Source organism: Acetobacter oryzifermentans, assembly GCF_001628715.1.
GTDB classification, from domain to species: Bacteria; Pseudomonadota; Alphaproteobacteria; order Acetobacterales; family Acetobacteraceae; genus Acetobacter; species Acetobacter oryzifermentans.
The window spans coordinates 59,688-83,781 of sequence record NZ_CP011120.1; the positions used below are offsets into that span (position 1 = coordinate 59,688).

A 24,094-nucleotide genomic window follows, 5' to 3' on the forward strand; every position below is an offset into this window, starting at 1 on the left:
TTTGAGGCTTGGCAAAAAGGCTACAGGGGATGGCCCCTATAGGCGCGCCAAGTAAGCCGTGCCGCAGGATGCGGGGCGCAGGAATAGCTTGTTTGCCCATTGCAGGCAGGCCCAAGGTTAACAGTTACACATGGCTTCAGCCACAACCCAGACTGCGGATCATTTCCGCGGTGAAGATTTTGCAACCCTTCTGGACGAAACCCTTGGCCGGGATTCGGGCTTTGATGGCTCCGTTGTTCGCGGCCGCGTTGTTCGTCTGACCGATGATTACGCCATTGTTGATGTCGGCCTGAAAAGTGAAGGCCGCGTTGCTCTGCGTGAATTTGCACCTCAGGGTGTAAAGCCGGAAGTTAAGCCCGGCGATATCGTTGAACTATATGTTGAGCGGTATGAAGATCGCGATGGCAGCATCGTGCTTTCCCGTGAAAAAGCACGTCGTGAAGAAGCTTGGACCAGCCTGGAAAAGGCTTTCGAAGCCAATCACCGCGTCAACGGCACCATTTATGGCCGTGTGAAGGGTGGCTTCACAGTTGATCTGGGTGGCGCCATGGCGTTCCTGCCCGGCAGCCAGGTGGATATCCGCCCTGTGCGTGATGTTAGCCCGCTGATGGGTGTGCCCCAGCCGTTCCAGATTCTGAAAATGGATCGCGCTCGTGGCAACATCGTTGTGTCTCGCCGTGCCGTTCTGGAAGAAACGCGTGCTGAACAGCGCAGCGAACTGATCCAGGGCCTGACGGAAGGCATGATTCTGGATGGCGTGGTCAAGAACATCACCGATTACGGTGCGTTCGTTGATCTGGGCGGCGTTGACGGCCTGCTGCATGTGACCGACATTGCATGGAAGCGCATCAACCATCCGTCTGAAGCTCTGCAGATTGGCCAGCCAGTGCGCGTGCAGGTTATCCGCTTCAACCCGGAAACGCAGCGTATCTCCCTTGGCATGAAGCAGCTTGAAGCTGATCCGTGGGAAAATGTTGCCCTGAAGTACCCACCGGGTGCTCGCTTCACGGGCCGCGTGACCAACATCACCGATTACGGCGCATTTGTTGAGCTGGAACCGGGTGTTGAAGGTCTGGTGCACGTGTCCGAAATGTCTTGGACGAAAAAGAACGTCCATCCGGGCAAGATCGTCGCAACCTCTCAGGAAGTGGATGTGATGGTTCTGGATGTGGACAGCGCCAAGCGCCGCATTTCTCTGGGCCTCAAGCAGGTTCAGCGCAACCCGTGGGAGCAGTTCGCGGAAGAGCACAAAGTTGGCTCCACCGTAGAAGGCGAAATCCGCAACATCACCGAGTTCGGCCTGTTCATCGGTTTGTCTGCAGACATCGACGGCATGGTTCACATGTCCGACCTGTCTTGGGACGAAGCGGGCGAAGAAGCCATGAAGCATTACGAAAAGGGCCAGGTTGTCAAAGCCAAGGTTCTGGACGTGGATGTGGAAAAAGAACGTATCTCTCTGGGCATCAAGCAGCTTCAGGAAGATCCGGCAGCCGATGCGCTTGCCAGCGTTCAGAAGGGCTCCATCGTAACCTGCATCGTGACCGCTGTTCAGACGAACGGTATCGAAGTGAAGGTTGACGATGTTCTGACCGGCTTTATCCGCCGCGCTGAACTGGCCCGTGATAAGGCAGAACAGCGTCCGGAACGCTTTGCTGTTGGCGAACGCGTGGATGCAAAGATCATCTCTGTTGATCGTGCAGCCCGCAAGCTGGCCCTGACCATTAAGGGCCGTGAAGTGGAAGAAGACAAGCAGGCCATTAACGAATACGGTTCTGCTGATAGCGGCGCTTCCTTGGGTGATATCCTGGGTGCAGCTATCCGTCGTCGTAATACAGACGGCGAAGACTAATTGTTCAGCCATAAAGGGGCGGTCTGGCTGCTCCTTTATGTTTTTTGAACATTACGTTTTAAGAGAATGGCGTCGGTTTCCGGCGCCATTTTTTTGTGCTGTGCCGTGTTGTGATGAGAGTTACGGATAGAAATTACGCGGATATCCGCCAATCTGTGCCACACTGTGCTTCAGATTCATCAAAGAACTGGAGACACAACGGAATGGTGCGCAGGAACATAACGCTGAATCAAAAATCACTCAGCCCTATAATCAGCTCAAAACTTGCACGTCGGCATCTGCTTGTAGCCGGTGGCATAGGGTTAGGTCTGGCATTTTCCCGCGCAGCGCGTGCAGTGTCGAGAGCTATTGTGCAAACCGGGATGCATGGTGATCAGGGTTATGAATCCGCTGGGTCGTTCGAGATTGTGGCAGAGTTTTATGGGCCGGGGCCATCAGGCATTGTTGTTACGGATAATGGCCGTATTTTTGTGGGCTTTCCGCGGCATGCCATCAACCACAAAGGGGCTACGCTGGCAGAGTTGGTAAACGGCCATCTTGTTCCGTGGCCAAGCGCTGCGCTGAGCATGCCATCAGATGCACCTCCGGCAGAACGCCTTCTTTCCATCCACGGTATGACACAGGATACGCGCGGTTTTATCTGGGCGATTGATGACGGCAAATTGGCTGGCTTACCTTTGCAGCCGGGGGCTGCAAAAATTGTCTGTTTTGATCCTGCTACCAATAAATTGGTGCGTTCTATCGTTCTCAAATCACCGGCTTTGTTGCCTGATAGCCATATGAATGATTTGCGGGTGGATCTTACGCATGGGGCGGAAGGAAGTGTTTACGTGACCGATAGTTCCTTCGGCCATAGCCCGGCTTTGGTGGTGGTGGATATTGCCACAGGACAGCAAAAGCGCGTGTTGGGGAAGCATCCATCCATACAGGCAGAAGCAGGTTTTATGGCCGTGGTGGAAGGGCTGCCGCTCAAATATGATCCCGCGCAAAAACCCAAATTTGTTACCGGCGGGGTAGACGGCATTACTCTAAGCCCAGATTCCAGTCGTGTATTTTATTCACCTCTTACCAGCCGCCGCTTGTATAGTCTGCCAACGGCTTTGTTGTCTGATATGTCTGCCTCAGAAAGTACTTTGGCTGCTGCGGTAAAGGATGAAGGGGAGAAAGGCGTTGCGGATGGTCTGGCAACAGATGCACAAGGGCGCATTTACACCACCAATTTCGAGCATGACGCTATTTTCCGCCGCAATACCGATGGTTCTATGGAACTCATGGTGCATGACCCGCGCGTGCTTTCCCCAGATGGTATTTTTTGCACGCAAACCCATGTTTACTGCACGTTGGGGCAATGGAATCGGCTTGCCGGGTTTCATGATGGCAAAGATGAACGCCAACCACCGTATTTGCTGATTCGTTTCCCTATCCAGGGGCCACCTGTCAGTTCCGCAGAACCGGCAGGTGGTTAATCCGAAATGCGGTTGTTTAGCTCAAGCACGCTTTTTTAAAGGCATCAAACGCGCGGGCACGGTGGCTGATTGCATTTTTTTCTGTATCAGCCATTTCTGCAAAGGTACGGGTTTCGCCTTCGGGGGCAAAAATGGGATCATACCCATGGCCATGCGTGCCGCGTGGTGGCCAGACAATCTGGCCATCTATACGGCCTTCAAAGCTTTCCGTACGGCCGTCAGGCAGAGCCAGACACAGCACACAAATAAACCATGCGTTGCGTTTGCCTTGGCCAATACCTTCTTCAATACGCGCCATAGCCCCAGCAAAATCTTTGTTGGGGCCAGCCCAGCGGGCAGAATAAATGCCCGGCGCGCTATCTAGAGCTGCTACGCATAGCCCAGAATCATCGGCCAGTGCTGGCAGGTTGGCAGCTTTGGCTGCGGCTAAGGCCTTAATGGCAGCGTTGCCAGTAAAGGTGGTGGCCGTTTCCTCTGGTTCTGGCAGGTTTAGCGCACCAGCAGAAACAACCTTGATGCCAAAATCAGCCAGCAGCGTGGCAAATTCTGCCAGCTTGCCAGCATTGTGCGTGGCAAGCACAAGGGTGCTGCCACGTTCTAGTTTTATAGAATTCATGCGTGCTTTTTTTCCGCAGCTTCCACGGCAGCTATCTGGGCTTCAAACAGCTCGGTCACACCTTTGCGGGCCAGTGCGAACAGGTTGTCAAACGCGTCTTCTGTAAACGGTGCGCTTTCTGCCGTGCCCTGAATTTCCACAATGCGGCGGTCTGCTGTCAGCACAAAGTTGGTGTCGGCAGAAGCAGAGCTATCTTCCACATAATCCAGATCCAGCACAGCGCCTTCCGTTGTTAACCCACAGGAAACAGCCGCAACCTGTCCCCGCAGCGGCAGCCGAGGCAGCACGTTGGTCGCAACCAGTTTGCCAAGGGCCAGACGCAGTGCCACCCATGCACCTGTAATGGAAGCGCAGCGCGTGCCACCATCAGCGTTCAGCACGTCACAATCCAGCGTAATGCTCATTTCACCCAGAGCGTTCAGATCTGTTACCGCGCGCAGGGAACGGCCAATAAGACGCTGAATTTCCTGCGTGCGACCAGACTGTTTGCCCTTGGCGGCTTCACGGTTGCCGCGTGTGTGGGTGGCGCGGGGCAGCATGCCGTATTCGGCCGTAACCCAGCCGGTGCCTTTGCCACGCAAAAAAGGCGGTACGCGGTTTTCTATACTGGCAGTGCACAGTACTTCCGTGCCGCCAACGCGGATAAGGGCAGAACCTTCAGCGTGATGGGCAAAGCCGGTTTCAATGGTAATGGGGCGCATCTGGTCTGGCTGGCGGCCTGAAGGGCGCATAGAAAGCTCCTTGGTAAAATTAAGATGTGTGGCGCGTATGATGCGCTTTTGTCGGCAGTAAAACTGCACGAATAAGGTATATAAAGGCTATCCAGGATTTATGGATATACGAAGGAGCCCTTGTGTCATGAAGCGTGGTTTGCTGCCAGTAAAAGCTGCTCTGCCTCCGGGGCTGAATGCACGGTCTGCGGCTATTCTGCGTGAAGTGGTGGAAGAATATGTTGCGAGTGGGGAGCCCGTTGGTTCGCGCACGGTGTCTCACAGGCTTGGGCTGCCGCTTTCTCCGGCCACAATACGCAACATCATGGCTTCCCTTACAGAAGCTGGATTGCTGTTTTCCCCTCATACGTCTGCCGGGCGGCTGCCTACAGAAAAAGGATTACGGCTGTTTGTAGATGGCTTGTTGCAGTTTGGCGCGCTTTCGGAAGAAGACCAGCGGGTAATTGGCCAATCTCTGGAGGCCAAGGGGCGTTCATTGCAAGATACGCTTACGGAGGCTTCTTCGCTTCTGGCAGGTATGTCCGATGCCGCAGGGCTTGTGGTGGCACCCAAAGGGGACGGAGGTATCAAGCATATTGAGTTTGTGGCGTTAGGCAGCAACCGTGCACTGGTTATTCTGGTGGGGGCGGATGGGCATGTTGAAAACCGTGTGATTGAAACGCCTCCGGGTATGCCGCCTTCCGCTTTGGTGGAGGCCGCAAATTACCTGAATGCACGGGCCATGGGTGCATCCTTGCCGGATTTACGCACGCGCGTAAGTTCTGAAATGACGGAAGACCGGAGCATTCTCAACGGTCTAACAGCAGAGGTGGTAGAAAGTGGTCTTGCTATTTGGGATGGTGGCGGAGATGGGCTGGGCGGCACCCTGATTGTGCGCGGGCAATCCCGTTTATTGGCTGATGTCGATGGGCAGGACAGGCTATTGGCCATTCAAACACTGTTTGACCGGCTGGAAGCGCAGGAAACCATGCTGCGTCTGTTGGAGTTGGTGGAGAGATCAGAGGGCGTGCGTATTTTTATTGGTGCGGAAAGTGGGTTGTTTGGGGCCACGGGCATGTCCGTTGTTATGGCTCCAGCCCGAAATGACGCGAACCGGGTTGTAGGTGCTATTGGTGTTATTGGTCCTACCCGCATCAATTACGGGCGTATTGTGCCAGTGGTAGATTATACAGCCCGCCTGCTAGGTGAAATGTTAGGTTAGTAACTGTTTGTGCATGTGGTCGGAATTCGGCCATGATTTTTATTACAATGCGCAAACAGGGCAGACGATTATGTGAGAGAATGGTAAAGGGCCTGTATGACAAGCGCTCCGTCTTCTGGTGATCCGGGTTTATCTTCCAGCCATTCTCAAGGCAGGCCTCCGCAAAATCGCAGGCCCGATCTGCGCCGCCCACGTTTTCGACAGTGGCGGAAGGTAATTGGAGCAACGGCTGCACTGGCGTTGGTTGGCACAACGGGCGCTGTGGTTCTGCTTTGGTCTCAGTACGAAGGGATTGTAGCTGATCTGCCAACGGTAGAGGGCTTACGCTCCTATCAGCCGCCAGTCATGAGCCGCCTTTACGCTGGGGATGATGAGCTTATTGCTGAACTGGCTAATGAGCGGCGTATTTTTGTACCCATCAGCGCTGTGCCAGATAAGGTAAAAAACGCTTTTGTTGCGGCGGAAGACCAGAAATTCTGGACGCATAAAGGGGTGGACCCCGTTGCTATTGCCCGTGCCGGGCTTACAGATTTAACGCGCGGTAAGGGCAAGCGGCCCATTGGGGCGTCCACCATTACGCAGCAGGTGGCACGTATCATGCTGCTGGGCAGCAATGCGGTGTCTTTCCAGCGTAAAGCCAAGGAAGCTTTTTTGGCCATGCGGGTGGAGCAGGTGCTGCCCAAAGATAAGATTCTCGAAATCTATCTCAACGAAATTTATCTGGGCAGCGGGGCATATGGTATTGCCGCGGCATCCCAAACCTATTTCAACAAGCCGCTTGATCAATTGGATGATGCAGAAGCCGCGTTTTTGGCGGCGCTGCCAAAGTCTCCCACCAATTATAATCCAGTACGTTTCCCAGATGCAGCCAGAGGGCGCAGAAACTGGGTGCTGGAACGTATGGCTGATATTGGTGCCATTACGCATGATGCGGCCCGCGTAGCAGAAGCCCAACCACTTACTACCCGCAGCTTCACCCGGCCCGGCCCGGCGCCAGGGGCTGAATGGTTTGCGGAAGAAGTGCGCCGCGAACTGATGGAGCGTTACGGTCAGGACGTAACAATGCAGGGGGGGCTGGATGTTCATACCAGTCTGGATCTGCCGCTCCAGCGCAATGCGCAGGATATTTTGCGCCAAGGCTTGATGGCGTATGATCGTGCGCATCGTGGCTGGCGAGGGCCTGTGCACCATCTTTCCGATATCGGGTTATCTGCCTCTACGGCAGACTGGGTGCAGGCTTTAAGGGGAGTGCCCGTGCCTGCTGGTATGCTCGACCAATGGCGTTTGGCTGTTGTTCTGGATGCAAAGGGGCAGGTGGGCTGGCTAGAAGGCAGCGTGGTGCGGCGGAACAATGCTTCCCAAAGCGGAGGAGAGCCCCGTACAGGCGTTGTGCAGGCCAAGGATATGGCATGGGCGCGGCGCTTCAAACCATTACGTGTGGGTGATGTGGTGATGGTGCAACCGCAGGCCGAGGGGGGGCATGTTGCCCTCATGCAGGTACCTGTGGTGGAAGGTGCCATTGTTACCATGAATGCGCGCACGGGCCGGGTTCTGGCTCTGGTGGGGGGATGGTCATTTCAGGCCTCGCAGTTTGATCGCGCAACGCAGGCGCTGCGTCAGCCGGGGTCTTCCTTCAAGCCATTTGTTTATCTGGATGCCATGGAACAGGGGATTTCCCCTTCCCAGAAGTTTGATGATTCCCCGGTTTCCTACGGGGCATGGCATCCTAATAACTATGAAAAAGATTTCTGGGGGCCCACCACTCTGCATGATGCGCTGCGTGAATCGCGCAACCTGGTCACTATTCGTTTGGCAGCCCATCTGGGCATGAAAACCGTAGCGGATATGGCAACCAATCTGGGGCTGGTGGATTCCATGCCGCATGTTCTGCCCGCAGCGCTGGGGGCAGTGGAAACCACGGTGCTGAAAGAAGCCGGAGCCTATGCTTCGCTTGCAGCAGGTGGGCGCAAGGTAACGCCAACTTTGGTGGATGATGTGCAGGACCGAGAAGGGCACGTGATCTGGCGTCCGGAGGGGCTGGCATTGACCACAGCCGCCTTAGCGCAACCCAATAGCGGACAAACAGCAGATCAACCTGCCGCTGATGCTGTGTTTCCAGATGCGCCGTCGGATCAAAAATCTGGAGACGCAGGAAAAGTTGCGCCAGCACCAGCGCCTGCACAACAGCCTATTGTGATGCCGGGGCAGAATGATCTGCCTGCCTTGCATGATAGCCGACAGCAGGTGGCATCCGCCCAAAGTGCGTTCCAGATTACCACCATGTTGCAGGATGTTATCCGGCGCGGCACGGGTATGCGGGCTGGAACAGGCATTGATGTGCCAATTGCAGGTAAAACCGGCACCAGCCAGAACTTCAACGATGCATGGTTTGCTGGGTACACCCCAGATATTGTAACCGTAGTGTGGATTGGGTTTGATACGCCGCAGTCTCTCGGCAAGAATGAAACCGGTGGCGCTATTGCGGGCCCCTTGTGGAACAAAGTGATGAAAACCGCCTTGGATGGTTACCCACGGCAGGATTTTGTGCCACCTGCGGGCATTACGCTTGTGCAGTATGATACGGGCAGGGGCGTGGCGATAGATGCCTTTAAGGAAGGGCAGGTGCCGGGGCTTAGCGCAAACCTTTCAAGCAATGTAAACCCGCAGGAACTTACAGCAGCAGATACAGGTGCTGAAAACATGCCTGATTCTGAAAGCGATATGGCGGCTGAAGGTTCTGGCGGTGGGCAGGCTGGGGGGAGCGCGCCTTCTGGGGCTGGTGGATCGTCTGGTTCTGCGGCACCTTCTGCGCCAGCTGGGGGTGACATTGGTATGGGTGGCCTTTATTGAGAGACCAGCACCGCACTGTCTTTTTTGACATGATAGAAAAATATGGAGAATCGGCCTGATGTCTGCCGAGACTGAAGCCCTTAACGACCAGATCAAGCAGTCAGTGGCACTGCTGAGGAGGCATCTTTAACTGGGATGTCGCTCAGGAAAGACTTGCTGAACTGAACAACCGGGCAGAAGACCCCGATTTGTGGAACGATTCAGACGCCGCGCAAAAAATGATGCGTGAGCGTACTCTTCTGGCCAATCAGATTGAAGGTGTGGAAGCGCTTGAAACCAATGTGCGCGATACCAGTGAACTGATTGAACTGGCAGAAGCCGAAGGTGATGCGGATTTGGTGGCCGAAGGCATGGCCACGCTGCGTGATCTGGCGGAAGAAGCCAAACGGCGTGAAACAGAAAGCCTGCTTTCTGGCGAAGCAGATAGCAATGACTGCTATCTGGAAGTCAACGCAGGTGCTGGTGGTACGGAAGCGCAGGATTGGACAGAAATGTTGCTGCGCATGTACACTCGCTGGGCAGAGGCGCATGGCTACAAAGTCACGCTGATGGAAAGCTCCGAAGGTGAGCAAGCAGGTCTGAAATCCGCCACCATTCAGGTTTCTGGCCCCAACGCGTATGGCTGGCTGAAAACAGAAGCCGGTGTGCATCGTTTGGTGCGTATTTCACCGTTTGATGCTGCCGCCCGGCGCCAGACATCCTTTGCATCTGTTTGGGTATATCCTGTTATTGATGATTCCATTGAAATCGAGATCAATGACGCAGATCTGAAGGTAGATACCTTTAGGGCTTCTGGTGCCGGTGGGCAGCACGTTAACAAAACGGATTCCGCTATCCGTATCACGCATATGCCCACAGGTATTGTTGTGGCGTGTCAGACGGATCGTTCCCAGCACCGCAACCGTGCAACGGCCATGCAAATGCTGCGTGCGCGTTTGTATGAAGCAGAGTTGCAGAAGCGCGAAGCCGAGGCCGCAGCGGCAGAAGCCGCCAAAACGGATATCGGCTGGGGGCATCAGATCCGCTCTTACGTGCTTGCACCTTACCAGATGGTAAAAGATTTGCGCACAGGGGTAGAAACCGGCAACCCGGATGCCGTGCTGGATGGAGATCTGGATGCCTTTATGGCGGCAGCACTTGCCATGCGCGTAGGGGCAACGCGGTCAGAGGCCAGCGCCTCTGCTCAGTAAGTATTTATTTCTATATCGGAATAAAAATACAAAAAAGCAGGCTCCAGTTTGGGCCTGCTTTTTTGTTGTGCTGAAAGACAGAACTGAACAGAGAAAACGCCGGCAGAGCCGAGAAAACTCCGCTTTAGAGAGAGTTTGTTCCTAAGCCAGAACAGATTGTCTTTATGAAAGAAAATGTGAAATTAGCAGAACATTCTTGACAGAAAGCCTATCTAATTGCCCAATCGAAAGTTGGAAAAGGTTACCTGTATGGCAGAACAGCAATCTGTTATTGTCATACCAGCGTAAACAGGCTCCGGTAACGCCCTGTGCATCAAGGGTAAGACAATAGCATCTGTTGAGATGCAGGGTGACAAAGGAGGACGTGCAAATATGAATGACTACGAGCAACAGCCGGGCTCGGTGAAATATACGTTCCGGGTAGGGGCTGTTGTCAGTGTTGTTGCCTTGCTGGTGGTTGTCGCGCTGCATCTTATGGGCGTGCTGGGGCTGATGTACGGTATGGGCACCACGGCAAGCGTTCCCGTTACACATCCGCCTATCAAAACAGTCATGCTGCCGCCACCTCCACCGCCGCCGCCCCCACCTCCACCGCCTCCACCACCGCCGGTTATGGCAGTGCCTCCGCCGCCATATATTCCGCCGCCCAAGATCAAGGTGCCGCCACCGCCCAAGCCGCCCATCAAGCATGTGGCCAAGGCGCCGCCCAAGCACCCAACGCCACCGCAAACCAAAACGGCAGCGGCACCGCCAGCAGCAACTGCTCCAAGCAGTGCGGCAGCAGCAGGGAATGGCACAACAGATGCACCAGATACATCTGCTGGTTCGGCACCTTTAAACAATGTGCAACCGGTCTATCCGCCAGAAATGGAGGAAGACAATATTGAAGGCCGCGTTACGTTGATTTGCGATGTGGAACCTTCGGGCATGACCAGCAACTGCCATGTGCAGTCGGTTTCTGGGGGGCAGGCCTTTGCTCAGTCGGCGTTGGATTATGTGCACAAGGCCCGGTATCGCCCGGCCACGCGCAATGGCGCTCCGGTGAAGGAACTGCACAAGGTCTATGTCATCCGCTTTAGGCTGGATGACTAAAACGGGGTCAGTTTTTCATACTGGCCAGTAGTACAAATACGGATTGCCCGATCTGCTTGCGTAACAGGGTAGCAGATTGGGCCCTGATGATGAGGATTATGAGGAAGATGACCAGACTGCCCCGTTCTTTTGTGTCAGGTCTTGCCGCTCCGGCTCTGGCGCTGCTGATGAGCACGGCCGCCCCAGTTGCGGCCTTTGCGCAGGATGCAGCCCCCACAGCGCCTGCGGCCACGGCTCCAGCCCCCGATGCGGCGCCATCTTCCGCACCGGCGCCTGCCGCCACACCGGATGCCACCCCAGCACCCGCACCGGTCGAACAGGCCCCACCTGCGGCAGACACCAAGGAAGAAGCCAACCCCTACGGTCTGGGGGCTTTGTGGTCCAACGGTGATATCATCGCCCGCGGCGTGCTGCTGATCATGCTCATCATGTCTTTGGGCACATGGTATATCATGATCACCAAGTTCATTGAGCAGGCCCGCCTGTTTGCCGCCGCCAAGGAAGCCACCAAAAGCTTCTGGACCAAACACAGTATTCAGGAAGGCGCTTCGGCTCTCACCTCCACATCTCCGTTCCGCTATATTGCCGATACCGGCATTGTGGCGGCCGAGCACCATGAAGGCACGATGCAGGAAAGCATTGATCTGCATAGCTGGACGGGCATGTCCATTCAGCGCGCGGTGAACAACATCCAGAATAGCCTGCAAAAGGGTCTGGCCTTTTTGGGCACGGTGGGCTCCACCTCTCCGTTCATCGGTCTGTTCGGCACGGTGTGGGGGATCTACCACGCGCTGACAGCTATCGGCATTGCCGGTCAGGCATCCATCGACAAGGTGGCGGGGCCTGTGGGTGAATCCCTGATCATGACGGCCATTGGTCTGGCAACCGCCGTACCTGCCGTTCTGGGCTACAACCTGCTGGTGCGCCGCAACAAGACAGCTATGGATCTGGTGCGTGACTTTGCGTCTGACCTGCAGTCCATCCTGATCGGGGGTGTGCGCCACGGTGCGGCTGCAGAGCAGATTGAGGTGCGCCCGGACAACTCCCCCACCACAGCCACGGTATCCAACCGCGTCGGATAATCGGTCAGGTCAAGGCTAAGGAGAGCGCTTATGGGCATGCAGATTGGCGATAGTGGCGGGGAAGACGACGTCGTCTCCGCCATCAACACCACACCGCTTGTGGATGTGATGCTGGTGCTGCTGATCATCTTTCTGATCACCATTCCGGTGGCGACACATACCGTCAAGGTGCAGCTGCCCAAGGACACGAACCAGCCCACCCAGACCAAGCTGAGCAATGTGGTGTTGGCTGTCACGGCAGATGGGCAGACCTTCTGGAATGAAACGCCGATCAGGGATCGGGCCGATCTTCTGGCCCGGCTGGAGAAGGCAGCGGTGCAAAAGCCCCAGCCGCAGATCCAGATCCGCGGGGATGTGACCACACGCTATGAGAGTGTGGGCCGTCTGGTGGCGACGTGTCAGGAAGCGGGCATCAGCCATATCGATTTCATTACGGAAAAGCCGAAATAGGCAGGGGCGGGTGGCGCAGCACGCCACCCCATCCTTGTGGGGAGAGCACAGCCATGGGCATGAATGTTGGCTCTGAGAGCACAACGGAAGATGAAGGCATTGTTGACATCAACACCACGCCACTGATTGACGTGATGCTGGTGTTGCTGATCATGCTGATCATCACCATCCCGTTGCAGACGCAGGCGGTCTCGATTGATCTGCCGCAGGGCAACCCGCCGCCCAGCACGGAAGAAACCCCTGTGGTGACGCTGGTTGTGGACTTTGATAACTCGCTGACATGGAATGGCCAGCCGATTAATGGGGAAGCCGATCTGCAGGCGCATCTGCGCGAGATCGCCAGCGGGCCCGAGGCCAGCCGACCAGAATTCCATCTCCAGCCCAACCGTCTGGCAGACTACAAAACCGTCATCCACGTCATGGCCGATGCACAGCGCCTCGGCGTTACAAAACTCGGAATCGTCGGACAGGAACAGTTCGTAGACGGTAAGTGAGGATTTTTGAGAATGGCTTCTCGTTTTTTACGTACCCTTTTGTGTGCAACAACAGCATGGATTGTCATGCAGCCCGTTGCACATGCGGCAGATGAACTCGGCCAACAGGTTGGGACAGAACTGGAAGCCGCGCAGTCTGCTCTGGCAGCACATAATTATGCCAAGGCGATGGATGCAGTAAATGCTGCAGATGCCGTAAAAGGCAAAACAGATTACGAAGATTACACCATTGCGCAGATGCGTGCCGCTGTGGCCACACAGGCAGGCAATCTTTCGGCGGCAACAGCGGCTTACGATAAGCTGATTGCCTCCCCCCGCACGCCGCAGGCCATGAAAAATCAGATGTTAAAGTCTGAAGCGACCATGGCTTATACTGCCAAGGATTACCCTAAGGCAGTTGCCAATATTCAGCGTTACCTGAAAACCTCTGGTTCTGATCCCCAGATGGAAACATTGCTGGCGCAATCTTACTATCTTCAGAAGGATTACCCCAATACCATCAAGGTGGTGAAGCAACAGGCGGGTGCCGCCATAAAGGCTGGCAAAACACCAACGGAATCTGAACTGCAAATGCTTGCAGCCAGTGCGACGGCACTAAAGGATTCTGCCGCTACAACCCACGCATACGTTCTGCTGGCAACGTATTACCCTAAAAAGGAATACTGGGCGCTGTTGCTGCATGAACTGGTGGTAAATACCAAAATTCCGGCATCCTTACAGTTGGATGTTTATCGTATCCGTTTGGCCGTTGGGGATGTTTCCCAAGCGCGTGATTTTATGGATATGACGGAAATTGCTGTCCAGCAAAATACGCCGCAACTGGCGCTGGATCTGATGAATCAAGGTTACCAATCTGGTATTTTAGGGCAGGGGGCGGAGGCTCCCCGTCAAGCCCGTTTGAAAGCTATGGTTGAAAAAGCTGTAGCTTCCAAAAAGGCTTCCATTGCAGCAGATGAGCAGGCGGCTGCTTCTGCCAGCAATGGGGATGATTTGCTGACAGTCGGGTACAATTACGTTACTTTTGGGCAGGCTGATAAAGGCTTGCAACTTATGCAGCAGGCCATCAGCAAAGGTGTAAGTGACGTGAATATTGCGCGCCTGCACTTAGGGCTTGCAGAGCTTTATGCTGGCCATAAGGATCAGGCTCTGGCTGCTTTGCGTAGTGTTGAAGGAGATACTGGTGCGCATGATATCGCGCAGCTTTGGATCTTGCACGTGATGCAGCCCGTGAGTGCTAAATAGCTTAAACTGCGAAGTGATATAAAAAAGGGCCATCCTGATATTGAGGGTGGCCTTTTTTTTATTAAGGAACGCAGGAAGCATGAGACTGATTTTATCAGATAAGATCTTTGTTGGCGTCTTCTTCTTCCCCATCGTTAACAGAATCACGATGAACCCATGTTGAAAGGAGCAACCCAAACCCCAGCATAACATTCAGCATGGCGGAGCCACCGTAAGAGACCAATGGTAGAGGCACCCCCCCTACAGGGATAGCGCCCATCACCATGGAAAGATTAACCAAGCAGTAGAAAAAGAAGTTCATGCTGATACCAAGGGCAATAAGGCGCCCAAAGCGGTTACGGCAGCGGATAGCCATGATCATGCCGCCCAGAATGATTATGAGCAGCAACCCGATAACAGCAGCAGCGCCAACAAAGCCCCATTCTTCTGCAATCATTGTAAAAATGAAGTCTGTTTGCTTTTCAGGCAGAAAGTTTAATTGTCCTTGTGATCCATGCAGATAGCCCTGCCCCCACATACCGCCAGAACCCAAGGCAATTTTAGACTGGATGATATTGTAGCCTGCTCCTAGTGGATCATTTTCCGGATGCAAAAAGGTGGTTATGCGCGCGCGTTGGTAATCATGCAGATGGTTGTATGCAAATTTGATAAGCGAAGGTACGGGAAGCAAAAGCAGCACAATTTGCCAAAGCCGCATGCCTGCCGCAAAAAACAGAGATGCGCCAATGCCGCCAATAATGACGGCAGTGCCAAGGTTAGGTTCTTTTAATACAAGGCCAACAGGCACAAGTACGATAAGCGCAGGAGGAATCAACCACAAAGGGTTGCCCATACGGGCATAGCTTATGCGAGAAAACCATGCAGAAAGCGCTAGAACCAGCGCAATTTTGGCGAATTCTGAGGGTTGAACCTGCAACCCGCCTATAATCAACCAGCGTTCTGCGCCCTTGCCCACATGGCCCATGCGTAACACGGCGACAAGCAGGATAAGCGAAAGCACATACATGGGTGCTGCCGCGTGGATAAGCATGCGTGGGGGAAGCATGGCGATGGTAATCATCATTACCAAACCCACAGCAAAGCGTGCAGCTTGTGGGGCTGCAAAAGGGTAAGGCGTGCCACCACCGGCAGAATAGAGTGTAACGTACCCAACGCCAGCCAATGTGCAGATCAGTAGAATGTACAACCAACTGATACGCCATAACTTGGACATCAGGCGGAAGCTTGGTTCTGCCCGGAGCAGCCGTTTATGAAACTTCATGGATCACTTACCAGGCTGCTTGCATCAGCTACACTTTCTGGCGGCGGCGTGGTGTGTGTTACCGGATCACGCAACAAAGTATCGCGCATGATAATACGGGCCAGAGGGGCTGCGGCATCTGCACCTGCGTTTCCGTGTTCGATCACAACAGAAACAGCATAACGTGGGGAATCATACGGGGCGAAGCAGATAAACAACGCGTGCGGTCGATACTCCCATGGCAGATTGGCAGAGTTAAAATGCCCGCTTTCACGCAATGCGCGTGAAACACGCCGTACCTGTGCAGAACCCGTTTTGCCAGCCATAGTTATGCCGGGGAGATCCAGCCGCGCTTTGGGGGCCGTTCCATGCGGTTCGTTAATAACAGCAAACATGCCAGAGCGCAGGGCTGCTAGATATCTGTCTGGCATATCAAGAGTGGGCCAATGGTCTGGCTGTACTTGCTTGCCAATTTCTCCATTTATGGCGCGCACAAGATGGGGCTGCACGGCCCGGCCAGAGGCAATGCGGGCTGTATAGGTCGCCAGTTGTAAAGGCGTAACCTGTACAAACCCCTGCCCAATGCCGCTTACAATTGTATCACCACCATTCCAATGGTGGTGGTGAGCCTGCCGCCATGCGGGAGTGGGAATGAGGCCGGTGCGGGTATGGGGCAACTCGATATCCAACTGCGTGCCAAGGCCGAATTTATGGGCTGTGGCTGCAATACGTTCCATGCCTATACGACGTGCGACTTCGTAAAAATAAACGTCGCAGGAATATTTAAGCGCCAGATGCAGATCAACAGACCCATGCCCCCACCGAGACCAGCAGTGAAAGCGTGTACCACCGACATCTAGGTGACCGGGGCAGAAAAAACGATCTGTGGGGGAAACAAGGCCAGATTCTAAAGCCGCCATGGCAACGGCGGGTTTAAAGGTGGAACCGGGAGGGTATACCCCAGCCACAGCTTTATTGATAAGGGGCGTGCGCTGGTTGTTTGTCCATTCAATCCACTGCGCATGGCTTACGCCACTATCAAACAATGAGGGATCAAACGAGGGTGTACTGACCATGGCAAGCACCTCGCCATTCTGGCAGTCCATCACCACGGCAGAGGCTGTTTGATCTCCGATGGCGTTCAGCACTTTTTGCTGAAGCGCGCGATCTATGGTTAGGCTGATTTCTTCACCCGGCACGCCTTCTTCGCGGTTTAGCTCAGACATCACACGCCCAACGGCGTTGACCTCCATTTCCACAGATCCGGCCGTACCACGAAGATTGTCATCCTGACTTTGCTCAATACCCGCACGACCTACGCGCATCCCTGGCAGGGCCAACAAAGCAGAACGGGCCACATCTTTTTCATTGGGCGGAGCTACGTAGCCGATAATATGGGCGAGTAGTTCGCCTTCCGGGTAAACGCGGCGTGTGCCCACATCAATCAACACGCCGGGGAGAGAGGGGGCGTTGAGTTCAATACGTGCCATTTCATCCCACGAGAGGAAATCTCGCAGCATGACCGGCACAAAGCGCCGTTGATGCCGCATTTCACGCGCGATTCGTGTGCGGTCACGTTCATCTAGCGGAATAATGCTGGAAAAGCGTTCAATCGTGCCTGTTACATCCGTGGTTTCTTCAGGCATCAAAAGGGCGCGCCAGTTTTCCTTGTTATTGGCAAGGGCCACGCCGTAGCGGTCTACAATACGCCCGCGTGGTGGTGCCAAAAGGCGCTTGCTGATACGGTTTTTGGCGGCCATACGGGCATAATGGTCACCATCTTCTATCTGGATTTTATACAGGCGGCGGCCAAGCTCCCCCAACGCCACCGTTTGGACAGCCATAAACAGCAGCGCTCGGCGTGTAAAAACGCCACGGGCAGGGTCTTTCTGTTCACGAACAGGTAGAAAACGCCGGTTTTCTTTCTTGCGCCGCTTCAGCCACATAAGAAGCTTTCATGCCTGTTCATGCGGATTCCTTTTCATCCAGAATATGCAGGAACCATGAGAAAGTGGCGGAAAGCAACGGATAAACCCCTATGCACAGTAGTGCTTCAAAAAAAGCAGGAGCCGGATCAAGGCCATGCAGCCGGAACAAACATGCCAATGCCCACTGTAGGAAAGAGGCGGCTCCACCTATCAGACCGTAAAGGCACCATACTACTAAAAAATTCATACGCATGAGCCCAAATCGGGCATAGGTGCTGATTCCGTAAACCAGAAGCAGAATAAATGAGCTTACGCCCAAAGGTGTAAAGCCAACCAGATCCATAAACAGGCCCAGCAAGAAAGGCGCCAGCGCAGGCATACCGGTAGGCCGCCAAACAGACCAGAAAAATACAGAGCCGATAACAATGGCAGAAAGCAGTTCGGCAGAACCGGGAATGGCTAGGGGTGCCGAAAAAAAGATAATAACCAGAACAATAAAAGCAGATGGCAACAGATGGCGCGCTGTGCGGTCAAGTTTCTGGCCGAGCGTTAGGCGCGGTTCAAGATCTGGGTCCCATGATGGGGGTGAGGGATCGGACATCAGGTTACCCTTCCTGTCCTTGTCCCAGAAGTGTTTTGAAAGGCAGTGCTAATGGCCGATGCGGGCGGGTAAGTGGTACATGGCCCGGAGCATCAGGCGGCTCAATTTCAGATTGTCCAAAATCGAACACACGCAGCATGGTCAGTTTATCCAATTGCACAAAGGGCTGCACAACTGGTTGCCCCGGGTGCAGGTAATGTACCGTGCCAATAGGCAACCCCATGGGGAAGGCGCCAGCTTGATCACTGGTTACAACACGCTCTCCTTCAATGGGGCGTGAATCCTGCGGATAATACATCAGCCTTGGCATGGGGGAGTTGTCGCCTGCCATTATGGCCGTGGCATGGCTGGATTCCAGCTCAATGGGCAAGCGGCTGGCAATATCGGTTATTAACAAGATGCGGGCCGCATGTGGGCCAACTTCGGTAACGCGTCCTGCCAGACCATTTGTTGCTAAAGCAACATTGCCAACATGCACGCCACTGGTGGTGCCAGCCACAAGCAAAACAGCGCGGGCATACATGCCACCACTATCTGCCACTACTCGGCCCGTTACAAAGGCTGGGGTAGGTTCTGGCACCCAGTGCAGTTCTGTCTTTAAGCTATCATTTTCCCGCGCAAGAGAGACTGCAACATCATACCACCGGCGCAGTTTGGCATTTTCGGTTTGGAGTTTGGCGTTTTCTTCCGCCAGATGGCGGGCATCTTTTATGCCTTGCACAAGGTGGCTAACATCTGTTTGCGTATGGGCAATAAGCCCCCACAAAGGGGCTAAAGCATCTGCCACATACATACGCGCAGTATCAGCCAGCTTTCTATCGGCTTGGCCTGCAATAATAATCCCGACAGACAACAGCAGCAGCACTGGCAAAACCAGTTTGCCAAGAGCTTGTCTTACCTGGATGGAAACCGGGATCATAAAAGCCGGGAACCCCTATCAGAGGGAAGGAAAGCGAAAGGCATGCCCATTTGCATTCTGGCGCCGGGTTACAGCCAGATAGCTGGTGCCTTGGGTTAATACATGGTTGTCAGCACATTGCGCAGACGTTTCATTTCTTCCAACGCGCGGCCTGTACCCAAAGCCACGCAGGAAAGTGCATCTTCAGCTACTGTAACAGGCAGGCCTGTTGCAAGGCGCAGTACGTCACTCAGCCGGTAAAGCAATGCGCCACCACCGGTCAGAACAATGCCTTTATCAACAATATCGGCAGCAAGTTCCGGGGGCGTGTTTTCCAGCGCAGTTGTTACGGCATCCACAATCTGGCTTACAGGCTCCATAAGGCTTTCTGCAATTTGCGCTTGTGAAACCTGAACTTCACGCGGGACACCGTTAATCAGATCACGTCCTTTAACATCCTGCCACGGGCCATTTTCATAAGGCTCATCTGGCATCATGGCGGAGCCCAAGCTGATCTTGATACGCTCTGCTGAGCTTTCACCAATCAACAAGCTGTGGGTGCGGCGAATATAAGAGATAATGGCTTCATCCATTTTATCTCCGCCCACGCGTACGGAACGTGCATACACAATGCCGCCGAGGGAGATAACGGCCACTTCTGTTGTGCCGCCGCCAATATCTACAATCATGCTGCCAGAAGGTTCTGTAACCGGCAGGCCCGCACCTATGGCGGCTGCCATGGGTTCTTCAATCAGGAACACACGCCGGGCACCAGCGCTTTCCGCACTTTCCTGAATGGCACGGCGTTCTACCGCAGTGGAGCCAGAAGGCACACACACAATAATCTGGGGACTGGCGAAAGCGCGACGATTATGAACCTTGCGGATGAAATGTTTGATCATTTCTTCCGCCACTTCAAAATCAGCAATCACGCCATCACGCATGGGACGAATGGCCGTAATATTGCCCGGGGTACGACCAACCATCTGCTTGGCTTCTTCCCCTACAGCAAGAAGCTGCTTTTTTCCTCGTATATCTGCAATAGCCACAACAGAGGGTTCGTTCAGTACGATACCCCGTCCTTTTACGTAAACAAGGGTGTTGGCAGTACCCAGGTCAATAGCCATGTCGGCAGACATGAGACCGAGCAGACGAGAAAACATCCAGGACTCCTGGTTGAAGCGGGCACCATACAACAGAGGGCGAGAAAGCCGGACACGCTAACCCGCCCCTGCTGCTTTGGAAATATGTGAGCAGGAATTACCGGTGCGTAACGAGGCAGACAAGACCTTCCGTCAAGAAACTGACATATAATGTCAAGGTAAGGTCTGTCTGCCCGGTTTTGCAGGAGGGCCTGAAAAGTTTTTTCAGGCTGTCAGGGCTTCTGGTTCTGTGCGTGCCCGTTTCACCAGCAGCTTGTTTAGTGCATGCACGTAAGCACGCACGGCAGAAACAACCGTATCTGCATCTGCGCCTTGGCCATCTACCATCTTACCGGCTTCTTCCAGACGCACGGTTGTGCGGGCCTGCGCATCAGTACCTTCGGTTACGGCACCAACAGAGAACAGGGCCAGACGCGCTTCATGCGGGAAAGCCTTGCGTAGCGCGTTAAAGGCGGCATCCACTGGGCCGTTGCCTGTGGCTTTGGCTTCAATGGCTTTGCCATCCACGCTCAGTTCCAGATCAACTTCGGAAGGCTGGCCAGAAATGGATTTCAGGCTTAGCGCACCAAAGCGGATGCGGTCATGATCACGGGCTTCATCGTCCACCAGTGCGATGATGTCATCGTCGTACACAACCTTTTTGCGGTCTGCCAGATCCTTAAAGCGGGTGAAGGCTTCGTTCAGGCGTGTGTCATCCATGCCATCATAACCCAGCACCTTCAGCTTATCGCGGAATGCGGCCCGGCCGGAGTGCTTGCCCATTACGAGGGAGGAGCGTGTCCAACCCACGCTTTCGGGGGTCATGATTTCATAGGTGGCGGCATTTTTCAGCACGCCATCCTGGTGGATGCCGCTTTCATGCGCAAAGGCGTTACGGCCCACAATGGCTTTGTTCGGCTGCACGTCAAAGCTGGTGATGGTGGCCAGCATCCGAGAAACCTTCAGCAGCCCTTCGGTGTGGATACCGGTGGTAAAGGGGTATTGGTCATGCCGTGTGCGCAGCGCCATAACAATTTCTTCCAGCGCGGCATTTCCGGCGCGTTCGCCAATGCCGTTGATGGTGCATTCCACCTGCCGTGCACCACCACGGATAGAGGCCAGTGTATTGGCAACAGCCAGCCCCAGATCATTATGGTTATGGGCAGAGAAGATCACCTGATCTGCTCCCGGTACGCGCTGGCGCAGCATGGAAAAAATCTTTTCCATGTCTTCTGGCGTGGCGTACCCAACCGTATCGGGAATGTTGATGGTGGTAGCGCCAGCCTTAATAGCGGCTTCTACACAGCGGCACAGAAAATCTGGTTCTGTGCGGGAGCCATCTTCAGCAGACCATTCCACATCATCTGTCAGATTACGGGCGGCTGCGTTGCCGGAGGTAATCAGTTCCAGAACAGTTTCTGGTTCCATCCGCAGCTTGTATTTCATGTGCAGCGGAGAAGTGGAAATAAAGTTGTGGATACGCTTACGTTCTGCCGGGGCCAGAGCCTCACCCGCAGCGGCAATATCCTTGGCGCCGCCGCTGCGTGCCAGTGCGCAGATAACGGAACCCTTGGTGTGTTTGGCAATCTCGTTAACGGATTCGAAATCACCTTTGGACGCAACAGGAAAGCCCGCTTCAATCACGTCTACACCCAGATTGGCCAGTGCTTCCGCCATACGGAGCTTTTCTGCCAGGTTCATAGAAAAACCGGGAGATTGCTCGCCATCACGCAGGGTGGTGTCAAACACAATCACGCGGTCTGGCGTCATGCGGCCAAAGGACGGATGATTGAAGCTGGTGGTATCAGCAGACATGGAATTCTTCCTGAAAAAGTCTGGTCTGGAACAAGAATAGAGGGGCTGTGCCATATTCTGCCCGTTTATGCACGGGCGCTCTTTTCGTTCTCCCCTGGGCGTGGCAGCGCTTGGCCACCTGGCTCGCTCAGGGGCAGATTAGTCGAAGGAGAAGATCCAGACGGAGGGCCACGCCGCCCGCACCCGTCAATTTACGGGTGTGCAGGGAATCGGACGTGAACCACTCGGAATTCATGCGCAGCACCATACCGTCTTGTTTTTCAAACGCAACAGTAAACGTTGTTAAATGCCCTTTAGGCCATAGCTTTTGTGCCACGCAGGCAATGCAGCACATACAGCATAACACCCAGCAACACGGCAGCGAATGTTTGATGCACCGCACCTGCCCACACAGGCACGACCAGCAACAAAGTGGTAACGCCTAGCGCGTACTGGATAACAACGGCCCACCCTAAAAGGATGAAGGCGTTATGCGCTTTAGCCCCCAGATCTGTTGCTTTCAGGCCAACAAATAGCACAGCACCAATGCTGAGGGCTGTAAGGGTGGCCAGAAGGCGGTGGTCAAACTGCACAGCCGCTTTGTTGATGAACCAGTTCATCCAGAAAGGGGAAAGTTGGGCGTAATCTGTCGGGATCAAATGCCCATCCATCAGCGGGAAGGTGTTGAACAGGAACCCCGCATGTGTGCCAGCCGTAAACCCACCGGCAATAATCGTGGTGCACAGTAGCACAATAGTAAAGCAGGCCAACCGCTTGGCCAGGCGTGCGGTGGAGGATGAGGTATGATTTTCTGGTACAGGCCAACGGATAGAAAATGCCGTCCACAAAATGGCGCCATAAAGCAACAGGGCTGCACTCAGGTGCAGCACAAGCCGTATAGGTTCTACTGCCGTGCTGTTGGGGCGGAAGCCAGAAGCCACCATAAACCACCCAATGGCACCCTGTAGCGCACCCAGAATGAAGAAGATGAACAAACGCAGGGCCAACCGGCGCGTGATCATGCCTCTCACAACAAACCAGATCAGAGGCAGCAGAAGAACCAGCCCCATCAGGCGGCCCCAGAAGCGGTGAATCCATTCTGCCCAGAAAATTCTCTGGAACCCTTCCAGCCCAAATCCTTCGTGCTGAAGGTGATATTGCGGAATGGTTTTATAAAGTGCGAACAACCTTTCCCACTCAGCATGGGAAAGAGGCGGAATAAAACCGCTTACGGGCTGCCAATCCATAATGGAAAGGCCCGAACCTGTCAGGCGCGTTACGCCACCAATGGCGATCATGCCCAGCAGCATGAAGCAAAGCAGAAACAGCCAGCCTGAAATGAGTTTGCGGTGGGCGGGTGTCATGTCTGTCTGGGGGGATGATGAGGTGGGCATGGCAGCCTTTGGCGCTGTGGGTTAAATTTCTGTATCGGGTTTACAGCCAGCTTGCGGGCTGCTGCAAGAAGATGGTACCGCTAGGCTGGATGGAACAGCATATTCGTCCACCCTCCCGGTCTTCTGTATCGCTTCTGCGTCCGCTGCTCATGCTGCTTGTATTGGTGGTGGGGGCGGTTGGGTTGCGGCATGTGCCAGCTCTCCACAGTATGTTGCATGGCACAGATGTGCTGCGCCAAGGCGTGTGGGGCCGCATGGTGTTTTTATCTGGCGCTGTTTTGTGGTGCGGGTTTGGGCTGCCACGTCAGGTGGCCGGATTTGCCGCCGGATTGGCTTATGGTTTGTGGGAAGGTCTTGCACTTATCACCATAGCCTCCACATTGGGGTGCTTGGCAGGGTTTTTCTGGGCCAGATGGGGCGGGCGCGCATGGGCGCGGCAGAAATTGGGGCAACGTTTTGCCCAAATGGACGCATTTCTGACACGTCAGCCGTTTTCAAGTATTCTTACCTTGCGGCTGCTGCCCGTGGGGTCTGCGTTACTGCTGAATCTTTTGGGGGGCATTTCAGGTATGGATGTGCTGCCGTTTTTTACAGCAACCCTTTTGGGGAGCATACCGCAGAACCTTGTTGCCGTTTTATTGGGTGCGGGGGTTCAGGTAGGTACTTTTTGGCAGTATGCAGCAGGTGGCGCGTTGTTTGTGCTTTCTGGCGCTATTGGCGTGTGGTTATGGCGGCATGCACGTATAGCCCGGCAGGTTTCCTGATCCATATATGGTCTGGCTGCTGCTGAGATGTCAGGAATTAAAGGCTGATCTTACGCCCGTTGTAAAATAA

20 protein-coding genes are annotated in these 24,094 nt (G+C 54.5%); 11 read left to right on the top strand and 9 right to left on the bottom strand.

The features are described from left to right. Positions 1 to 130: 130 nt before the first annotated feature. Positions 131 to 1,849, top strand: coding sequence for a 30S ribosomal protein S1 (rpsA, locus tag WG31_RS00300; RefSeq protein ID WP_006116649.1), 1,719 nt, complete (start codon positions 131 to 133; stop codon positions 1,847 to 1,849). A 113-nt stretch (positions 1,850 to 1,962) separates the two neighbouring features. Then, positions 1,963 to 3,315 (top strand): L-dopachrome tautomerase-related protein, encoded by a 1,353-nt coding sequence (locus tag WG31_RS00305; RefSeq protein ID WP_209439354.1) that lies wholly within the window; start codon positions 1,963 to 1,965, stop codon positions 3,313 to 3,315. Between the two features lie 16 nt (positions 3,316 to 3,331). Here the strand turns inward: WG31_RS00305 and rdgB are convergent, their stop codons facing one another. Beyond that, positions 3,332 to 3,931 carry an RdgB/HAM1 family non-canonical purine NTP pyrophosphatase gene (gene rdgB / locus WG31_RS00310; protein ID WP_006116651.1) on the bottom strand — a complete coding sequence of 200 codons (600 nt, stop codon included), beginning with the start codon at positions 3,929 to 3,931 and terminating at the stop codon, positions 3,332 to 3,334. Then, entirely contained in the window at positions 3,928 to 4,662 is a 735-nt protein-coding gene (gene rph / locus WG31_RS00315; RefSeq protein WP_035350695.1) for a ribonuclease PH, read from the bottom strand. Before rph ends, rdgB begins: the two co-directional genes overlap by 4 nt. Before the next feature lie 100 nt (positions 4,663 to 4,762). Between rph and hrcA the strand changes: the two genes are divergently transcribed. The 8 genes from hrcA (at position 4,763) to WG31_RS00355 (ending at position 14,263) form a co-directional block, all read left to right on the top strand. After that, positions 4,763 to 5,863 (top strand): heat-inducible transcriptional repressor HrcA, encoded by a 1,101-nt coding sequence (hrcA, locus tag WG31_RS00320; RefSeq protein ID WP_193562039.1) that lies wholly within the window; start codon positions 4,763 to 4,765, stop codon positions 5,861 to 5,863. Between the two features lie 96 nt (positions 5,864 to 5,959). Then, positions 5,960 to 8,713 (top strand): penicillin-binding protein 1A, encoded by a 2,754-nt coding sequence (locus WG31_RS00325; protein WP_063353272.1) that lies wholly within the window; start codon positions 5,960 to 5,962, stop codon positions 8,711 to 8,713. Positions 8,714 to 8,771: 58 nt separating this feature from the next. Continuing rightward, positions 8,772 to 9,903 (top strand): peptide chain release factor 2 gene (prfB, locus tag WG31_RS00330; RefSeq protein WP_096884278.1). Its coding sequence is split into 2 segments (ribosomal slippage): positions 8,772 to 8,840 and positions 8,842 to 9,903, totalling 1,131 coding nucleotides; the frame shifts between segments, so codons are not numbered across the junction. 342 nt (positions 9,904 to 10,245) lie between these two features. Then, positions 10,246 to 10,995 (top strand): energy transducer TonB, encoded by a 750-nt coding sequence (locus tag WG31_RS00335; protein ID WP_006116656.1) that lies wholly within the window; start codon positions 10,246 to 10,248, stop codon positions 10,993 to 10,995. Positions 10,996 to 11,102: 107 nt separating this feature from the next. Then, positions 11,103 to 12,077 carry a MotA/TolQ/ExbB proton channel family protein gene (locus tag WG31_RS00340; RefSeq protein ID WP_157884461.1) on the top strand — a complete coding sequence of 325 codons (975 nt, stop codon included), beginning with the start codon at positions 11,103 to 11,105 and terminating at the stop codon, positions 12,075 to 12,077. A gap of 30 nt (positions 12,078 to 12,107) precedes the next feature. Next, positions 12,108 to 12,527 carry an ExbD/TolR family protein gene (locus WG31_RS00345; protein ID WP_063353273.1) on the top strand — a complete coding sequence of 140 codons (420 nt, stop codon included), beginning with the start codon at positions 12,108 to 12,110 and terminating at the stop codon, positions 12,525 to 12,527. 53 nt (positions 12,528 to 12,580) lie between these two features. Continuing rightward, on the top strand, positions 12,581 to 13,021 hold the full coding sequence (locus WG31_RS00350; protein ID WP_006116659.1) for an ExbD/TolR family protein: 441 nt from the start codon (positions 12,581 to 12,583) through the stop codon (positions 13,019 to 13,021). A 12-nt stretch (positions 13,022 to 13,033) separates the two neighbouring features. After that, positions 13,034 to 14,263 (top strand): tetratricopeptide repeat protein, encoded by a 1,230-nt coding sequence (locus tag WG31_RS00355; protein ID WP_063353274.1) that lies wholly within the window; start codon positions 13,034 to 13,036, stop codon positions 14,261 to 14,263. Positions 14,264 to 14,357: 94 nt separating this feature from the next. Here WG31_RS00355 and rodA read toward each other — a convergent pair whose 3' ends face one another. The 7 genes from rodA to WG31_RS00390 form a co-directional block, all read right to left on the bottom strand. Further along, positions 14,358 to 15,524, bottom strand: a complete 1,167-nt coding sequence (gene rodA, locus WG31_RS00360; RefSeq protein WP_006116661.1) for a rod shape-determining protein RodA — start codon at positions 15,522 to 15,524, stop codon at positions 14,358 to 14,360. Continuing rightward, positions 15,521 to 17,449, bottom strand: coding sequence for a penicillin-binding protein 2 (mrdA, locus tag WG31_RS00365; protein ID WP_063353275.1), 1,929 nt, complete (start codon positions 17,447 to 17,449; stop codon positions 15,521 to 15,523). Before mrdA ends, rodA begins: the two co-directional genes overlap by 4 nt. 19 nt (positions 17,450 to 17,468) lie before the next feature. Further along, on the bottom strand, positions 17,469 to 18,032 hold the full coding sequence (locus tag WG31_RS00370; protein WP_006116663.1) for a hypothetical protein: 564 nt from the start codon (positions 18,030 to 18,032) through the stop codon (positions 17,469 to 17,471). 4 nt (positions 18,033 to 18,036) lie between these two features. Continuing rightward, entirely contained in the window at positions 18,037 to 18,951 is a 915-nt protein-coding gene (mreC, locus tag WG31_RS00375; RefSeq protein WP_006116664.1) for a rod shape-determining protein MreC, read from the bottom strand. Between the two features lie 95 nt (positions 18,952 to 19,046). Then, on the bottom strand, positions 19,047 to 20,093 hold the full coding sequence (locus WG31_RS00380; protein WP_003629847.1) for a rod shape-determining protein: 1,047 nt from the start codon (positions 20,091 to 20,093) through the stop codon (positions 19,047 to 19,049). A gap of 204 nt (positions 20,094 to 20,297) precedes the next feature. Beyond that, positions 20,298 to 21,887, bottom strand: coding sequence for a 2-isopropylmalate synthase (locus WG31_RS00385; protein ID WP_063353276.1), 1,590 nt, complete (start codon positions 21,885 to 21,887; stop codon positions 20,298 to 20,300). 293 nt (positions 21,888 to 22,180) lie between these two features. After that, positions 22,181 to 23,230: a COX15/CtaA family protein gene (locus tag WG31_RS00390; protein ID WP_209439377.1), complete on the bottom strand. Its 1,050-nt coding sequence runs from the start codon at positions 23,228 to 23,230 to the stop codon at positions 22,181 to 22,183. Between the two features lie 14 nt (positions 23,231 to 23,244). Here WG31_RS00390 and WG31_RS00395 point away from each other — a divergent pair, with 14 nt between their 5' ends. After that, positions 23,245 to 24,024 (top strand): TVP38/TMEM64 family protein, encoded by a 780-nt coding sequence (locus WG31_RS00395; protein WP_063353278.1) that lies wholly within the window; start codon positions 23,245 to 23,247, stop codon positions 24,022 to 24,024. Positions 24,025 to 24,094 lie beyond the last annotated feature (70 nt).

Bases quoted from the DNA above. Each gene is read 5' to 3' on its own strand.
- rpsA (WP_006116649.1), top strand. From the start codon at position 131: ATGGCTTCAGCCACAACCCAGACTGCGGATCATTTCCGCGGTGAAGAT.
- WG31_RS00305 (WP_209439354.1), top strand. From the start codon at position 1,963: ATGAGAGTTACGGATAGAAATTACGCGGATATCCGCCAATCTGTGCCA.
- rdgB (WP_006116651.1), bottom strand. From the start codon at position 3,931: ATGAATTCTATAAAACTAGAACGTGGCAGCACCCTTGTGCTTGCCACG.
- rph (WP_035350695.1), bottom strand. From the start codon at position 4,662: ATGCGCCCTTCAGGCCGCCAGCCAGACCAGATGCGCCCCATTACCATT.
- hrcA (WP_193562039.1), top strand. From the start codon at position 4,763: ATGGATATACGAAGGAGCCCTTGTGTCATGAAGCGTGGTTTGCTGCCA.
- WG31_RS00325 (WP_063353272.1), top strand. From the start codon at position 5,960: ATGACAAGCGCTCCGTCTTCTGGTGATCCGGGTTTATCTTCCAGCCAT.
- WG31_RS00335 (WP_006116656.1), top strand. From the start codon at position 10,246: ATGCAGGGTGACAAAGGAGGACGTGCAAATATGAATGACTACGAGCAA.
- WG31_RS00340 (WP_157884461.1), top strand. From the start codon at position 11,103: ATGACCAGACTGCCCCGTTCTTTTGTGTCAGGTCTTGCCGCTCCGGCT.
- WG31_RS00345 (WP_063353273.1), top strand. From the start codon at position 12,108: ATGGGCATGCAGATTGGCGATAGTGGCGGGGAAGACGACGTCGTCTCC.
- WG31_RS00350 (WP_006116659.1), top strand. From the start codon at position 12,581: ATGGGCATGAATGTTGGCTCTGAGAGCACAACGGAAGATGAAGGCATT.
- WG31_RS00355 (WP_063353274.1), top strand. From the start codon at position 13,034: ATGGCTTCTCGTTTTTTACGTACCCTTTTGTGTGCAACAACAGCATGG.
- rodA (WP_006116661.1), bottom strand. From the start codon at position 15,524: ATGAAGTTTCATAAACGGCTGCTCCGGGCAGAACCAAGCTTCCGCCTG.
- mrdA (WP_063353275.1), bottom strand. From the start codon at position 17,449: ATGTGGCTGAAGCGGCGCAAGAAAGAAAACCGGCGTTTTCTACCTGTT.
- WG31_RS00370 (WP_006116663.1), bottom strand. From the start codon at position 18,032: ATGTCCGATCCCTCACCCCCATCATGGGACCCAGATCTTGAACCGCGC.
- mreC (WP_006116664.1), bottom strand. From the start codon at position 18,951: ATGATCCCGGTTTCCATCCAGGTAAGACAAGCTCTTGGCAAACTGGTT.
- WG31_RS00380 (WP_003629847.1), bottom strand. From the start codon at position 20,093: ATGTTTTCTCGTCTGCTCGGTCTCATGTCTGCCGACATGGCTATTGAC.
- WG31_RS00385 (WP_063353276.1), bottom strand. From the start codon at position 21,887: ATGTCTGCTGATACCACCAGCTTCAATCATCCGTCCTTTGGCCGCATG.
- WG31_RS00390 (WP_209439377.1), bottom strand. From the start codon at position 23,230: ATGACACCCGCCCACCGCAAACTCATTTCAGGCTGGCTGTTTCTGCTT.
- WG31_RS00395 (WP_063353278.1), top strand. From the start codon at position 23,245: ATGATGAGGTGGGCATGGCAGCCTTTGGCGCTGTGGGTTAAATTTCTG.